The sequence below is a fragment of the Seinonella peptonophila genome (assembly GCF_900129355.1).
GTDB classification, from domain to species: domain Bacteria; phylum Bacillota; class Bacilli; order Thermoactinomycetales; family Thermoactinomycetaceae; genus Seinonella; species Seinonella peptonophila.
On sequence record NZ_FQVL01000009.1, the window covers coordinates 1 to 14,679 of the forward strand.

Below are 14,679 nucleotides of genomic sequence, written 5' to 3' on the forward strand. Positions count from 1 at the left end.
AAGGTGGGGTAGATGACTGGGGTGAAGTCGTAACAAGGTATCCCTACCGGAAGGTGGGGATGGATCACCTCCTTTCTATGGAGTACCTCAGACTATACTGTCTGGTACAATTTTGAACGAACTCTCAGGTCCGTGTTCACCCTTCTGTTATTAAAGAAACGAGCTCGCTACTTAGATAGCGAGCTTTTTATTTTTATTGTTGATCCAATTTAGCGAATCATGTTTGAATAGATGGGGTGTAGCAATCATCGTCAAACGTCTATTCGTTTGATCTCATCCATCAGGGGATGAGGCGACTTGTTCCCTTACAAGATCTAAATTATTGGAAACCGAGCTTATTTGAGAGGAAGTCATGTCCAATCAGCAAAATAGGCTGAGCAATCTGATTTCAGAGAAGGTTGCGGAAAAACTTCGCTCTTTTACTGAAACCAATCTCGCTCTATTCGCTATTGGCGAAGCTGGAGTCGTCGTGGTCGGACAGACTGTTGCCATTATGAGTGTGATTGGCATTCTGAACTTGGGCTTGAGCAGTGCGCTCGGAACGCTGCTACCACAGAAAAATAAACTTGAGGGGGTAGCAAGGGCTCGTGCGCTTCTATGGACTGCCATGAGGCTAAATCTGATCATTGGGATCATCACTCTATGCGTAGTGATTCGTTCCTCAAGTTGGCTCACAGGGTTCTTTATGAGTGGGAACCAACAACATGAGGCTACTCTCTATCTTAACTGGGTAGGAGGAAGCTGGGGAATTCTGTATGGAATGCGGGATATCCTGTCAGTAGCTCTCGTGGAAAAAGATCAAACTCAGATTTTGAAACAAACCTCAGTAGCCACTCTCCTGCTCGTCTTTGCTGCAAACGTCATTTGGCTAGCTGTGGGAGACTGGAACTTGGTCTCGCTCGCGCTTTCCAGTGTTGTAGTGCGCTTGGCAATGATATTTGTACTCATGGGATTCGTTGTTAAGCAATACAGCACTTCCTCGCAGCTTCAACACGGACGTAAGTCGAGCGAACATGCCTGGAAGAGAAGATGGATCTGCGAGCTTCGAGATGCTACGGCATTGTTGAAGCACGCTGTACCGATCTCTTTTCGCTGGACGCTGGACTACGGGGGGCAGCTATGCTTTAACAGCATTGTACTATCGCTAGGAGGGGTGATTACCTATGCTGGCTATGGGCTGTGGATTCAGCTGCGGAGCCTACTGATCAATCCGCTTGGGCTGGCAGCAGGACGGATTGCCCAGAAGGATATCTCCAAAGTCCCTGGTGTGTATCCAAAACTGGAAGAACGCACAGCTCGAATCAATGCCTACCAACAAATTCTAGACCAGTACGTGGTCGAGGTGGGAATTCGGAAGATGATTCGGGAGCGGAAGAGTATGGTCGTAGGCGTGCTCATGCTTTTTGTCTGCTATATCCTGTTTCAACTTCTGGTTCTTCATACAAATGCAAATGTGATGATTCAGTTTTCGGTTATCACGATCACAGGACTGCTATACTGGTGGCACCTCCCCCAAACTTGTTACTATGAGCAAGCATTCCTCGGAATTGCTGAGCTCAAGTGGAGGCAAGTGCGGGTCACCCTGCTCGGACTTACAGCTACAGGGGTGACAACATGGCTCTATATGTCGTTGGCCAAGTTGGTTCCGGTTAATGGCTTTGTAGCAGTCGCAGTCGCTCTGGGGGCTTTTACAGGGCTGTGGGGGTGGCATGTGCCCTACTCGCGCATCAAAGAACAATTGACCCAGATCAAGAAAGTGAAATAGATGAAGCCCCGTATCCTGACAGATACGGGGCTTCATTTTATGTGAGATGATAAAAATTAAGATGAATAAGTACGAGATGATGAAATCGTTCTATGATCTGGAATTGAATCTAATAAACATTCGGTTTCCACATTGGGAGTGTAAAATGATTGTAGTAAAGGTAAACAAACTTTTTTAATATTCTCGGTTGAGAGAGGATGAAGAATGATTTCTCCATATCCTGACTCAGCAGCTAATGATACACATTGAGTGGCTGTGTGAGCTGGAATCAAAGTAATCGTAGAAATGCCTGAGTCTAAGCGAAACTCACCTAATCGAAAATCGGCTGCTAAAAGATGTTCGCCTGTAATTTCTAAGAATGAATGAATTAATTGCACAGCGTCATTATGACTAGAAGTTGACTCAGAGTGTGTTGAAGGATCAGCACCGCTAAGCTCTCGTAGTAGCTGATTTGTATAATAATCCATACCTTCCGCAACTGTACGGGCACTTAGCTCAAACATTAAGTCACGTTGATATAAGCTATAGATTAGTTGATACCAAGGAAGTGAACGAGTGATATCAACGCCGCGAAACCAATCACCTAGCTCATTCATGATAATGGTAGATGATGTCTTAGGCTCGATTAAACAATTTCGAACTTCTGCCTCCAAAGAAGGATCTTCAGGTAGAAGAAGTTTACAAAGCTCAAATAATAATTCATTTTTCATAGGATCAACCCCTACATTCGTCTAGTGAGAGGGTCTTTAGAACGTGTGTTCGATTCCTTTCATTATACCACTTAAATTGGTGGAGAGCAATGTGAAGTGTAAAAAAGGCTTCCATTAATTTTTCGAGATAGAAGCTACCTTTGGAGTCGATATGAAGAAAAAATACAATAAAAATTCACAAATCGATGATAAAAAATTCTCAACATCACTCCATAGCATCAATGTGGTAACTATATCCATTATAGCCAAACAAATAAGCCAATTCCAGGTTTTTCGGTGCAAAAGATCATCTTTTTTCACTTTTTGAACCTGTTACTACGATAGATGTCCATGTATAATGGCTAAGTAAAACAGGAAGATGGGGTGAGATGATGAAGGTTGAGACAAATATAGCGCTGAAAGAGTGGGCAGTCGCAATTCGTGCCTTAGGAAATGGGGAACAAATATTGCTGATGAGAAAAGGTGGGATCCGTGAAGAGACACGACATTTTGAAGTTCAGAGTAATAAATTTTTACTCTATCCTACCTATGAGCATCAAAAGGCACATCTTTTAAAAGAGGAGAAACAGGGAGAGTTACAAGAGACTTTAGCTGATTGGTCTGCTGAAGATTCGATGGTAACTCTCCAATACTATGCGGAATTAGTCGAAGATATTGAGATCCTCGATGATGAGATGTTGCAACGGGTCGATGCACATCATATTTGGACAAGAGAATTTGCCTCAGAGAGATTAAAATGGAAGAAAAAGTTGCCCTTACATCTATTCCTAGTAAGAGTTTATCAATTAGAGCAGCCAATCCCAGTTGAAATAAAAGACGAATACTTAGGGTGCAAGTCTTGGATTGAACTTCCTACAAAAGTATTGGGAAAAAAAGCATCTCCAGTTTTAGATGAGCATGCTTTTTCTGAAGAAGTAGCTCGTATTCATACCGAGTTGCAAAATTGATGGAGAAAAGTTAGGCGCTCTTAATTTAGAGCGCCAGTCTCTTTTCTAATGATATCTTCAGTTTCGACTAATACTTCTTCCAATGTCATAGATTCTTCTACATAAAGTTTGATCAGTTGAATAATCTGATCACCTTTTTCATCGGATAAACCGAGTGCCATTAACATATCCTGAAACGGATCAAAATTCCGTTTTAAAATGTGTATATTATGACTTTGAAAGAGTTGTTCTAGCTGACTTGTTGTATAGTAAATATCTTTTAGCATTTGCAAGATGATTCCAATGAGTTGTTTCTTTTGTTGATCCATTTAAATTACATACCCCTTCATTTGATTAAATTAAATATAAGTCATATGATAAAAATATTATATCAATTTCTGATCTAACAATCATCCATCAATCTTTCCAAACAGCATTCCTCTTTATGTTTTCCAAATCAGTTTGCCCGAAAGGAAAATACTGCTACAGCTGTCATTCCGTATAAGTGGCACCGAAAGAAGTAGATAATAATTGTTCATTTTTCGGGCAATATGAATGAGAATCAATTCCATAACGAAAAGGGGGGTTCGACATGACAACAACAGCACATGCTGGGATGCATGAAACTCCCTAACTTGCGCTGTTGCTGTTTCTAACTATTTGTTGCACCTACCACAAGCAGGGCATTGACACCCCTTGTGTTCTTGACAAACTTCCTCACAATCTGGACAAGCATTGCAGGTCATGCAGACCTCAGTATGGTGTATAGAACACCTGGCTCTTCCATCATCATCGTCCAACATGTCAAGTTCCTAACAAAATAGTCCACAGACTTTGAAAAAGTTCTCTTCTTTTAACATCTCCCTCAATTGCATCAACTGACGAACAATTGATCCTTAATTAGATAGATTATGCTCCCTTCTTTCTGTTGGTTTGGGAAATCGAGTGTCTATATCTTAACTAAGGAATAGCTTGGATTGATTATATTATATAATAGGAATCATGCAATTTCATATTATTCGTAAATTATAATTATTTTGTTGCGTATCAAACAAGAATTTCTTTCGGAACAGTAGCTAGTCAATCAAATTGAAGGTGATTGACCTTATATTTGAGATTGATCAAACGCGCGAGGAGAAGTAAGGTATTGAGAACTCATTTAAGAATGTTTTAGTGCTTAGCATAACCATTTTTGTTAGAATCATATCTGTCTTCAAAAATAGGAGATTGAAAATCAGCAGTTGTTAAACTGACGTTTTCAGGAATCTATTACCTTTGTCAATTCAGTTGAAACTGGTTTTTACTCTCCATGATAAGGGTATAGACAGAGTAGAGATAAGAGCGGAAAATGATTGACAGCGAAGGCTGACAACAGTACCATGATGAAGGAAGAAAAACTCCTATATTTGTCAAATTTTTTTAATCTAGCACCCTCTAAAATCACATGAGAATAAAAGAAATAGAGAAATAGACTGGTCATGGTTCATCATCTATGCTGAACTGATCAATCACAGCATACTCATGCGATCACAATGATTGGAAGGAATGGAGAGTGGTGTTACTCGTTTTGTTTAATAGTTTATGAACAGGGAGTTTTGTTAATGCTTGATCAAAAGAAAGCCAATTACTTATTCGTCAGAGAGATAGCTGATTTGATCATTCCCAAGGAGAAAGTGGTCACGGTTGACCCTGATTGGTCCCTTGAAAGGGCATTGCTCATATTAACTCGAAAACAAACAACTTCTGTGCCTGTTATCCATCCTTCAGGGCAAGTAGAAGGGCTGATTAGTAAGACTGATATATTAGATTTTATGCTGCATATTGGCAGAAACGATAATCATTTTGATTTTTCTGGTTTGAGTAATCACAGGGTTCGAGAAGCGATGAACTTAAATCACCAAGGAATCATGGCAAACTCCATCTTTTCTTTTGCATTCGAAATTTTGGTGAATCGCTCTTATATTCCCATTATTGATGAAAGAAATCAATTTGTAGGTATTTTAACTAGGAAAGTATTAATGGAGAAAGTGATTAAATATTTTCAGGAGGAGTATCTACAGATCGTTGAAGATATGCAAGGAAAAGTATAACAAATGCCATTCACAAAGAATGGCATTTGTTAACAAGATTATGTAGATTTGTATAGAGTTTAGTATGGTTTTTCTAATCATGAGCTGTCCGTGGCTTTTCGGCATATTTTTTCATAAAGAGAGCGATTTCATCCCAGCAAATGGCATCAGTAGGGCGACTTAGATGGTAGGCAGTTTGTTGTAATGATTGAAGCCAGCTCTCAAAGCTAAATTCATCTTCGCTTTGGTGGAAATCCTCATGATAAGCTCCCATCAGAAGCGGCTTGATTCGCTCATAGACGTTTTTGTAGATAATCGATTCTAAAGGTTCTGGAAACATCGGAGCGACGTTCAACAATTGACGCTGTCCTTTCCAGATGGTTAACATTCTTTGCTTCATAAAACTTTGTAGATAAGTATGATCTGTTTCTTGATTGACTTTCCCGTACGATGAATAACTTTTGTCGAAGATGTGAAAAGGATGTATATGCTTGGAAAGTTTTGTTGGCGGAAGGATTCGATGCTGTTCAGAAAAGGCTTGGTTGCTTCCATTTTTGATATAAGAAATGATTTTCTTCACAGTTTAGCCCCCTAGATGTATCAAAAAAATAACGATCAAGTATTTTCAGTAGGTCCAATAGTTATAATTGCATTCAACTTGTTTGAATTATACCAAAACATGATCCTACTTGCGAGAGGATTCGTAAACCTTTGAATAAAGAAAGGTTCGTACATAAGAAGAAAACCGTTCATATGTTCGATTATACATTTTTTTCGACTTTTTGACTATCCCTTTTGAGAAAGTCTTTTTTTATTTATGGATTTGTTGGGATTGCGTAAAAAACTCTTGTTCATGAGAATGAATATGATTATAATTCTCAATAGAAAACGAAAACGAGAATCTTTATCAATTCATTTAGGTGGTGTATGATGAGTACGCATAGAAAACGCCGAAAGGTTAGCGGGTTTGTATTGACCGGCTTACTTAGTATGGCTATGATTACTACTTCGTGTGCGCCGAGCATGCAAGGATCAAAGCAAAAAAAGAAACTGAATGTTCCAGTTACAAGCTATCGTTTTGATACAGCAGGTAATATGTTTGCCTATAGTGAATTTGAACTTTCCGGGGAGCCAATGGTTGAAAGCCTTGGGCTTAACCTAGATTTATTAAAACCAGAAGCAGTCGATAAACCATCGCGATTTGACTATACAGCAGGGATAGAGTCGTACGAATACTCTGAAGAAGCTATGTATGAAGTGGTTGAAAAATCTGGATTAGGTATTCACCTTGTGAATGGTCCAATGATCCAGCAATTAGCTTCAGCAGCAGGTAAAAATAATCGTGAATTATTAGGTGAAAGAATAAAAGAATTAGCAGAACAAGTAGGTTATCCAATTGAACAAATTCAACAGAATATGTACCCTACAGTGATTGAATATAGTGGCGGCGATCCACATTATACTCAAAAAGTGGATACGGGCAAATTTGCTGATGGAGAAAAAGGTGCCTATACGCCTAATTATCAGGTTGACTTTGCTTCGCTCCGCTGGGATCGTAAAAAAATGGAGAAAACACTTATCCCATCGGCATATGGTAGTACCTTTCTCAAACAAGCTTTGTGGGCAGGGGATTTTTTAGGTGGTGTTCATACCAAAGATAAGGATGAAGAAAAGGAGGCAACTAGTTCTTCTGACGATAAAGATCCCAATATTGGTTTAGGCGTTAGCTCAGCAGATGGTATGCAAGGAATGATCTTAGCTGAGGAAATTTGGAATAAACTTGCCTTTATTCATGAAAATCTTTTTTACAATCCTCAAACAGGACAATTAGAGAAAGCACAAGGCAGTAAATATGACCCCAGTAAAGGATTACAGTATTTACCTCATGAAGTTGTTGTCGATGAAAAAGTAGATGATTTAGGTGCTAATGCTGAGAAGTTGACCGTGAAGAACCCAAGTAGTGATTTACAGGACCAATGGATGATGCTATGGCCGGCAAGTGAGTATTTTGGCGTGATGGATCAAAGGGACGAAAATAAGAATATCAACCCAGCGTTTCGCGCTTTAACTGATGGAAAGCCCTTTCCTTCTGCTCCTAAAGAAAATCTTGATCAGGACACAGATAATGATATTGATAGCACAGATCCATATTCATTAAATCGGGGTTTGCTTTTACAACAATTCCGAAACCTCCAAACCATGCACTGGAATGAACAGGAAGGAATCTTTGTAACTAAGCATGATGGAAAAACACAAGGAAAAGTGTTTGATCCTTTTCAAGCAGGTTATACGGTGGAGTCACTACGAATATTCCAACGGGCTTATGATGGGCTGCCAGTAGGATATGCCAGTGGTGAAGACGCAGAAGGTTTAAAGACAGAAGAAGGAAAACAAGCACTTGCAATGATTCAAAAGCAAGCAGACTTTATTCTAGCTAAATTGATCGAGAAAAATGGTCTAGTGGCGAATGGATATGAGATTGGGAACGGGAAAGTGGGCGGTCAGCCAAAATTGCTTGCCCAAATCGGGGCGATTCGTGGTTTAACCGCTGCTTACTTAGCAACTAAGGATAGCAAATACCGAGATGCAGCACGGAAAATTTATGTTGCGATGGATCAATATTTCTGGGACCCACAATTAAAAACTTTCCGTACAGAAGGCAATCAAGCGATCTATGATCCAACAATAGCTGGTGGTGTGTCAGCAGTACTCCGCTTAGGATTAACCTCGCTTATGAATACGACAAGCGATTCAACGAAACCAAAAGCTCTGCAACGAAAAATACTAAAAGAGCGTTATCAGGATTTTTATGACCATGTGATAGATGGGCCATCGTTGACAGAGGGGATGCAAGCAAGTGAATTTTGGGATACTGGTGATCTCTACTATGAAAAAGATCAATCAGGAAATACAGATAAAGATCATGTACCGCAAATTCAAAAAGGTCATGGTAAATATGGTATTTCTCCAATTCTATTACCTGTAGAAGTAAAGTTGAATCGTGAAAAATAAGGATGAATGGAGTATGAACCTCAGTTATTCGCGATGGGTGGGCGTGATCATTGTCCTTGTAATCATCACCGCTGGATGTAACACAGGTTGGTTTACAAACGAAAAGCGTGACCAGGCCGTGTCGAGTAAAAATATCATCACCAATCAAGCAGGAACCGTTACTTATATTGCAAATTTAGACGTGCCTACCGTTACTTTGGTGGATACGACAAAGAATAAAGTGTTGCGGGAAATCCCAGTTGGTAAAAACCCATCTACATTAACTTTAAGCTCAGATCAGAAAGAACTATATGTGGCCTGTACAGGTGATAACCGCATCGACGTGATCGATTTAGATCAGCAACAGGTTGTACAACAAATTAAGACCGGAATAGAACCGTATGCTGTTCTGACTAGCCCTGATGGGGAATGGCTATATGTAAGTAACTTTCGTTCCCATACGCTATCGATCATTGATCGCGATGAAGGAAAAGTGACGAAGCAAATTCAGCTCGATGAAAAGCCAAGAGCGATGGCCATGACCCGCGATGGTAAAAAACTATATGTACTACACTATTTGAATGGAAAGATCAGTATTGTTGATTTAACTCATCAACAAGTGAAGAAACAAATAAAGTTAGCGAATTCTCCAGATCAGAGTGACCGAAAAAAGAGTCAGGGAATCCCCAATACACTAGAACAAATCGAAATCACACCAGATGGAAAAACAGCTTGGGTTACCCATTTGCTAACAAATGTGGATACACCGATTCACTTTGATGAAACGATCTTTCCTGCGATTAGTAAAATTGATATCCAAAAAGATGTAGAATTACTCGCTGAGAGGAAAGAATTGTTTAAAGGTATTGATATAAAAGATACGCAAAATAAAACGATGATCGTATCGAATCCTTCGGATATCCAGTTCAATACAGAGAAAACAAAAGCATATGTATTGATGACAGGTAGTGAAGATCTGGTCGTGTTTGATCTAACGCTCGGTGGAAATGCGACAGAAATCATTCGAAGAATTCCTGGTGATTTTCCAATCGGTATGTCACTTTCTAAAGATGGTAAAGTCCTGAATGTTCACAATGGAATGAGTCATGATCTGGTCCAGATTGAGACGGGTAAAGGTGAGGAGTATGGAGAAACACAGGTAAAAGAGGAGAAACCTTTGCGCTTAATCAAAAAGGATTCCCTTTCTCCGCTTGTACGAGAGGGAAAAAAGCTCTTTTACAGTGCCAATAGCGATGAAAACGCTGCTGATCTGACTCAGGACAATTGGATGAGCTGTGCTTCTTGTCATGCTGGTGGGGAGACCGATGGCTTAACGCTCATGACCACAAAAGGCCCAAGAAATGTACCGAGTAATGTTTTAGCAATGAAAACAGGACGCTTTCTCTGGGATGGCAGTCGTGATGATTTTGAAGATTATTTGTTAACAGTGCAGACTGAGATGGGTGGTATGTTACGTTTTGATCCAAGTAAGCCATTACCAAAGGATGTTAAAAAAATATATCAAGCTTTAGCGGCTTACTTAGCAACAATCCCTGTGCCCCAAAATCCGACTCATGATCAAAGAGGAAAATTAACTGCTGAACAAAAACAAGGGAAAGCACTATTTGAAGGAAAAGCTAATTGTATTTCTTGTCATGCTGGCACCCAAATGACAGATAGTGCAAAAGCTGTTGATCAGCAGGGTCAGTTAACAGCTCTTACAAGTGAGTATTTATATAACGTAGGGACAACCAATCCGCTTGATCAGCCAAGTTCAGGTGATCCACGAGCAGGAATGAAAAATCCACGAGATACCATACATTTTGATGTTCCTACGCTTCGAGGGATCTTTACGACAGCACCTTATCTGCACGATGGTTCAGCGAAAACGATTCAAGATGTATTAACAAAGAAAAATCCCCTGGGACTTCATGGGAAAGTGGGAGATTTAAATAAGCAAGAGCTTCATGCATTGGTGAAATATGTAGAGTCACTCCAGTAAACCAAGCCGTAAAATGGCTTGATCAGAATGATGAAAAACCCAATTGATAAGGAAGAGGTTCGTACAATTTGGTAGAAGAGGGAGCAATTGTGGCGCCTTGAAGACATCAACGCATCCTGAAATGGAGGCGAAGCGTGAAATATTGACGGAACCTTTACTTTGTCTACAATCTAAACCAAGCTGTAAAATGGCTTGGCTTTTTTGTATGTGAAAATGGGTTATTTTCGCTTAAAAATGCTATAATCGTGATACTTTGATTTCTGCTTGCAAAAGATAATACTTGATTCATGATGGTAACTTCTATAGAATGTAATGAGAATCAGATGATAATCATGCTAAATTGAGAATGCATTGATAATAATAAAGCGATTCTCAATCTCTTAGTGAAGCAATTCGTCATGATTAAATAGATGAGCGATATTTTTGGAGGAATGATCTATGTCAAATAGACCACAGCTTGTGATTCGTGATTTAAAGGCAAAAGTAGAAGATAAGGATATATTAAAAGGTGTGAATCTAGAAGTAAATGGTGGAGAAATTCATGCGATCATGGGGCCGAATGGAACGGGAAAAAGTACATTGGCGTCTGTACTTATGGGGCACCCAACCTATGAAGTAACAGCAGGTGAAGTTCAGCTTGATGGTCAAGATGTCTTGGAAATGGAAGTAGACGAACGAGCAAAAGCAGGACTTTTTCTAGCTATGCAATATCCAAGTGAAATTAGTGGTGTAACAAATGCTGATTTTCTGCGTAGCGCAATCAATGCAAAAAGAGAAGAGGGGAACGAAATTTCCCTGATGAAATTTATTCGTGAATTGGATAAAAAAATGGATCTATTAGAGATCGACTCCTCATTTTCACAAAGATATCTGAATGAAGGTTTTTCTGGTGGAGAGAAGAAGCGAAACGAGATTTTGCAGATGATGATGCTTGATCCGCGGATTGCCATTCTCGATGAGATCGATTCTGGACTTGATATTGATGCGCTCAAAGTGGTAGCAAAAGGAGTAAATGAAAAGCGAAGCCCAGAATTAGGTGTGATTATCATTACTCACTATCAACGGTTGCTTAACTATATTAAACCTGATTTTGTCCATGTCTTTATGCAAGGTAAGGTTGTAAAATCTGGTGGGCCGGAGTTAGCTGAGCGACTAGAAGCTGAAGGATACGATTGGGTTAAAGAAGAACTGGGGATTGAAGACGAAACTGTTGGGCATGCCCAGGTCTAAGGGAGGTGATAGAAGTGAGTGTAGAAGTCTATCAAGAAAATATACGAGAATTTTCATCAAAACGACAAGAGCCAGAATGGTTACGGCAGAAAAGGTTAGCTTCACTCGCCTTGGTTGCTGAGCTTGACCTCCCAAAGCTAGAGAAAACAAATGTGAAATCATGGGGTTTTACGGATTTTGTTCCTGTTCCTTCTGAACAGTCGGTTCAAACACTTCAGCAGTTGCCTGCCTCTATTCGTGATTCAATTGCAGCAGGTGATGTAGGGACAGGACTTTATGTTCAAAAAAATCAAGAGTCTATCTTTGAGCAAGTTGACCCCGAGTTGCAAAAACAAGGTGTTATTTTTACATCACTTGAACAGGCGATTCAAGAACATGGTGAATTGGTTGAAAAGTATTTACTGCAAGCATTCCAAAATAACGAACACCAAGTTGCAGCGCTTCATGGAGCATTATTATCAGGTGCTTTTCTCTATGTGCCACGCAATGTTGAAGTAAAAGTGCCTCAGCAAGCTATTTTTGCTTTAGCTGGAAATCGGACAGCCGCTTTCCCACATCTATTGGTCGTAGCAGAGACAGGTAGTAAAGTTGAAGTGATCGCTAACTACTTTGATTATGAAGGGCGTCCTACTGTCTTAAATAGTGTGATTGAAGTCTATGTAAAACCTTCAGCACATGTTCAGGTTACAACCGTGAACCATACCAGCTCATCGGTGGTTGATACGATTTATCGACGTGCGATTGTTGAGCGAGATGGACATTTAGAATGGGTGATTGGAGATTTTAGCAGCGGGCGTCTACTCTCAGACCAAACCACATATCTACGAGGTGAAGGCGCGCATGTGGGCGTGAAATCTTTAGCTTTGGGTGCAGGCTCACTTCGCTCCAATATCACTTCCTCCATTAGCCATTTTGCACGGCATACAACAAGTGATATCCAGGCAAGGTCAGTCGTGAAAGATGAGGCGACGAATATCTTAAATAGTATTACAAAGATTGAAAAAGGTGCGAGCCAGTCTGATGGGCAACAATCAGGAAAAGTGCTGATGCTTGATTCAGAAGCCCGAGGCGATGCAAATCCAATTCTATTGATTGATGAAAATGATGTAACGGCTGGTCATGCGGCTAGTGTAGGGCGAGTGGACCCTTTACAGCTCTATTACCTGATGTCACGGGGAATAAGTCGAGCAGAAGCAGAGAAATTGATTGTATTTGGTTTCTTAGATGCAGTTATTCGTGAAATCCCTTCAGAATCCTTGCAAAATCATTTGAGACAGATTGTTGAAAGGAAATTTGATCAATGAGGGTAAATAAATCCGACTTTCCTATACTTCAGCAGAAAATTAATGATCATCGACTGGTTTACTTAGATAGTGCCGCTACTTCTCAAAAACCTATGTCTGTGATTGAATCCATCGAGCAATATTATAAAAAAGATAACTCAAATGTTCATCGTGGTGTCCATACATTGGGTAGTCGAGCGACAGAGGCGTATGAGGCAGCGCGTGAGAAAGTGGCTCAATTTATTCAGGCATCTTCTTCAAAAGAAGTGATCTTTACACGAGGAACCACAACTGCCCTTAATTTAGTAGCGAGCAGTTACGGACGTTCAAAATTGTCGGCTGGTGATGAGATTTGGATCACAGCGGCAGAACACCACAGTAATCTGATTCCTTGGCAGCAAGTGGCAAAAGCGACTGGAGCAAAATTGTGTTATTTAGAGCTACAGGCTGATGGCAGCCTTGATCTTGAGCAAGTCAAGGGGCAGCTAGGACCACGGGCGAAGATTTTAGCGATTCATCACGTCTCAAATGTACTGGGTGTAATTCAGCCAATTGCTGATTTGGCTAAGCTAATCCATCAACAGGGTGGTATCATTGTTGTCGATGGCGCACAAAGTATCCCACATCTATCGATTGATGTCCAACAGCTTGATGTCGATTTCTTCGCTTTTTCAGGGCATAAGATGTTAGGACCGACAGGAATTGGTGTATTATATGGTAAAGAAGCTTTATTAGAGCAGATGGAACCAATCGAATTTGGGGGCGAGATGATTGATTTTGTCGGTTTGCATGAAGCGAGTTGGAAGGAGCTGCCATGGAAATTTGAAGGTGGGACGCCTATTATCGCTGGGGCAGTTGGACTAGGGGCTGCGATTGACTATCTTCAACAAGTAGGTATGGATCAGGTTGAACAACATGATCGTCAGTTAACAGCCTATGCTTATCAGCGCCTTTCGCAAATCGATGGAGTCAAACTTTATGGCCCTCAAGAGAGCCGAATCGGCGTCGTCACCTTTAATCTTGGCTCCATTCATCCGCATGATGTAGCTACCGTATTGGATACAGAAGGGATCGCGATTCGCGCTGGACATCATTGTTGTCAACCGTTGATGAAATGGCTTGAAGAGACAGCTACGGCACGTGCTAGCTTCCATATCTATAATGATGAACAAGATATAGAAGCATTAGCAAGCGGTCTAGAAAAAACAAAGGAGTTCTTTGGAAATGCAATTGGATGATCTGTATCGACGCGTGATCATGGATCATTATCAACATCCGCGAAATCGGGGCACAATGGATAATGATGCGATTACCGTTGAGTTAAATAACCCAACATGTGGAGATCGTATTGCTTTGCAGATGCGTGTTCAAGATGATCAAATCAAAGAAGCCAAATTTGAAGGAGAAGGATGCTCAATCAGTTTAGCATCTGCTTCCATGATGACAGAAGCAATCAAAGGACTAAAGACAGATCAAGCCTTACAATTGGTCACCCTTTTTTCTTCAATGATGCAGGGACAAGAGGTAGATTCCGATCAATTTCCATTAGAGGATATTGAAGCATTGACAGGTGTAGCGAAATTCCCAGCGAGGATTAAGTGTGCTACGCTCGCGTGGAAAGCAATGGAAAAGGGCTTGGCCCAAAAGCATTAAACAGGGTATTCACAAGAGATTGCTTTAGATCAGCCCTTTTCTTTATATAG

The 14,679-nt window shown here is 40.4% G+C and carries 12 protein-coding genes and 1 rRNA gene; 10 read left to right on the forward strand and 3 right to left on the reverse strand.

Translation table 11 applies throughout. The features are described 5' to 3' along the window. Together BUB71_RS13540 and BUB71_RS13545 are read left to right on the forward strand one after the other, a co-directional pair. Positions 1–75, forward strand: a 16S ribosomal RNA gene (locus BUB71_RS13540); the annotation flags it as partial. A gap of 394 nt (positions 76–469) precedes the next feature. Next, complete coding sequence (locus tag BUB71_RS13545; RefSeq protein ID WP_139279110.1) at positions 470–1,765, forward strand: hypothetical protein; 1,296 nt, start codon at positions 470–472, stop codon at positions 1,763–1,765. Between the two features lie 56 nt (positions 1,766–1,821). On the opposite strand, the gene BUB71_RS13550 is transcribed toward BUB71_RS13545, so the two are convergent. Beyond that, a complete protein-coding gene (locus tag BUB71_RS13550) occupies positions 1,822–2,475 on the reverse strand; it encodes a DUF6630 family protein (protein WP_073155499.1) in 654 nt (217 codons plus the stop codon). A 368-nt stretch (positions 2,476–2,843) separates the two neighbouring features. Here BUB71_RS13550 and BUB71_RS13555 point away from each other — a divergent pair, with 368 nt between their 5' ends. Continuing rightward, a complete protein-coding gene (locus BUB71_RS13555) occupies positions 2,844–3,422 on the forward strand; it encodes a DUF1802 family protein (protein ID WP_073155502.1) in 579 nt (192 codons plus the stop codon). A 20-nt stretch (positions 3,423–3,442) separates the two neighbouring features. Here the strand turns inward: BUB71_RS13555 and BUB71_RS13560 are convergent, their stop codons facing one another. Then, the gene (locus tag BUB71_RS13560) at positions 3,443–3,730 is read right to left on the reverse strand and encodes a hypothetical protein (protein WP_073155505.1); all 288 of its coding nucleotides are present in this window, start codon (positions 3,728–3,730) and stop codon (positions 3,443–3,445) included. A 1,272-nt stretch (positions 3,731–5,002) separates the two neighbouring features. Here BUB71_RS13560 and BUB71_RS13565 point away from each other — a divergent pair. Then, the gene (locus BUB71_RS13565) at positions 5,003–5,491 is read left to right on the forward strand and encodes a CBS domain-containing protein (RefSeq protein WP_073155509.1); all 489 of its coding nucleotides are present in this window, start codon (positions 5,003–5,005) and stop codon (positions 5,489–5,491) included. 73 nt (positions 5,492–5,564) lie between these two features. Here BUB71_RS13565 and BUB71_RS13570 read toward each other — a convergent pair whose 3' ends face one another. Then, positions 5,565–6,050, reverse strand: a complete 486-nt coding sequence (locus BUB71_RS13570) for a hypothetical protein (protein WP_073155512.1) — start codon at positions 6,048–6,050, stop codon at positions 5,565–5,567. 410 nt (positions 6,051–6,460) lie between these two features. On the opposite strand from BUB71_RS13570, the gene BUB71_RS13575 reads away from it, so the two are divergent. The 6 genes from BUB71_RS13575 to sufU all read left to right on the forward strand — a co-directional run bounded on the left by BUB71_RS13575 (position 6,461) and on the right by sufU (position 14,629). After that, positions 6,461–8,482: a hypothetical protein gene (locus BUB71_RS13575; protein ID WP_139279115.1), complete on the forward strand. Its 2,022-nt coding sequence runs from the start codon at positions 6,461–6,463 to the stop codon at positions 8,480–8,482. A gap of 13 nt (positions 8,483–8,495) precedes the next feature. Continuing rightward, positions 8,496–10,463: a YVTN family beta-propeller repeat protein gene (locus tag BUB71_RS13580; protein WP_073155519.1), complete on the forward strand. Its 1,968-nt coding sequence runs from the start codon at positions 8,496–8,498 to the stop codon at positions 10,461–10,463. A 438-nt stretch (positions 10,464–10,901) separates the two neighbouring features. Beyond that, on the forward strand, positions 10,902–11,693 hold the full coding sequence (sufC, locus tag BUB71_RS13585; RefSeq protein ID WP_073155522.1) for a Fe-S cluster assembly ATPase SufC: 792 nt from the start codon (positions 10,902–10,904) through the stop codon (positions 11,691–11,693). Positions 11,694–11,707: 14 nt separating this feature from the next. Continuing rightward, on the forward strand, positions 11,708–12,997 hold the full coding sequence (gene sufD / locus BUB71_RS13590; RefSeq protein WP_175552370.1) for a Fe-S cluster assembly protein SufD: 1,290 nt from the start codon (positions 11,708–11,710) through the stop codon (positions 12,995–12,997). Further along, positions 12,994–14,214, forward strand: a complete 1,221-nt coding sequence (locus tag BUB71_RS13595) for a cysteine desulfurase (RefSeq protein ID WP_073155529.1) — start codon at positions 12,994–12,996, stop codon at positions 14,212–14,214. The genes sufD and BUB71_RS13595 overlap by 4 nt, the downstream gene beginning before the upstream one ends. Further along, positions 14,201–14,629 (forward strand): Fe-S cluster assembly sulfur transfer protein SufU, encoded by a 429-nt coding sequence (sufU, locus tag BUB71_RS13600; RefSeq protein ID WP_073155533.1) that lies wholly within the window; start codon positions 14,201–14,203, stop codon positions 14,627–14,629. Before BUB71_RS13595 ends, sufU begins: the two co-directional genes overlap by 14 nt. Positions 14,630–14,679 lie beyond the last annotated feature (50 nt).

What these genes read in the sequence shown, in the direction of transcription:
- BUB71_RS13550 (WP_073155499.1), bottom strand. Translation starts at nt 2,475, where the DNA reads ATGAAAAATGAATTATTATTTGAGCTTTGTAAACTTCTTCTACCTGAA.
- BUB71_RS13555 (WP_073155502.1), top strand. Translation starts at nt 2,844, where the DNA reads ATGATGAAGGTTGAGACAAATATAGCGCTGAAAGAGTGGGCAGTCGCA.
- BUB71_RS13560 (WP_073155505.1), bottom strand. Translation starts at nt 3,730, where the DNA reads ATGGATCAACAAAAGAAACAACTCATTGGAATCATCTTGCAAATGCTA.
- BUB71_RS13565 (WP_073155509.1), top strand. Translation starts at nt 5,003, where the DNA reads ATGCTTGATCAAAAGAAAGCCAATTACTTATTCGTCAGAGAGATAGCT.
- BUB71_RS13575 (WP_139279115.1), top strand. Translation starts at nt 6,461, where the DNA reads ATGGCTATGATTACTACTTCGTGTGCGCCGAGCATGCAAGGATCAAAG.
- BUB71_RS13580 (WP_073155519.1), top strand. Translation starts at nt 8,496, where the DNA reads ATGAACCTCAGTTATTCGCGATGGGTGGGCGTGATCATTGTCCTTGTA.
- sufC (WP_073155522.1), top strand. Translation starts at nt 10,902, where the DNA reads ATGTCAAATAGACCACAGCTTGTGATTCGTGATTTAAAGGCAAAAGTA.
- BUB71_RS13595 (WP_073155529.1), top strand. Translation starts at nt 12,994, where the DNA reads ATGAGGGTAAATAAATCCGACTTTCCTATACTTCAGCAGAAAATTAAT.
- sufU (WP_073155533.1), top strand. Translation starts at nt 14,201, where the DNA reads ATGCAATTGGATGATCTGTATCGACGCGTGATCATGGATCATTATCAA.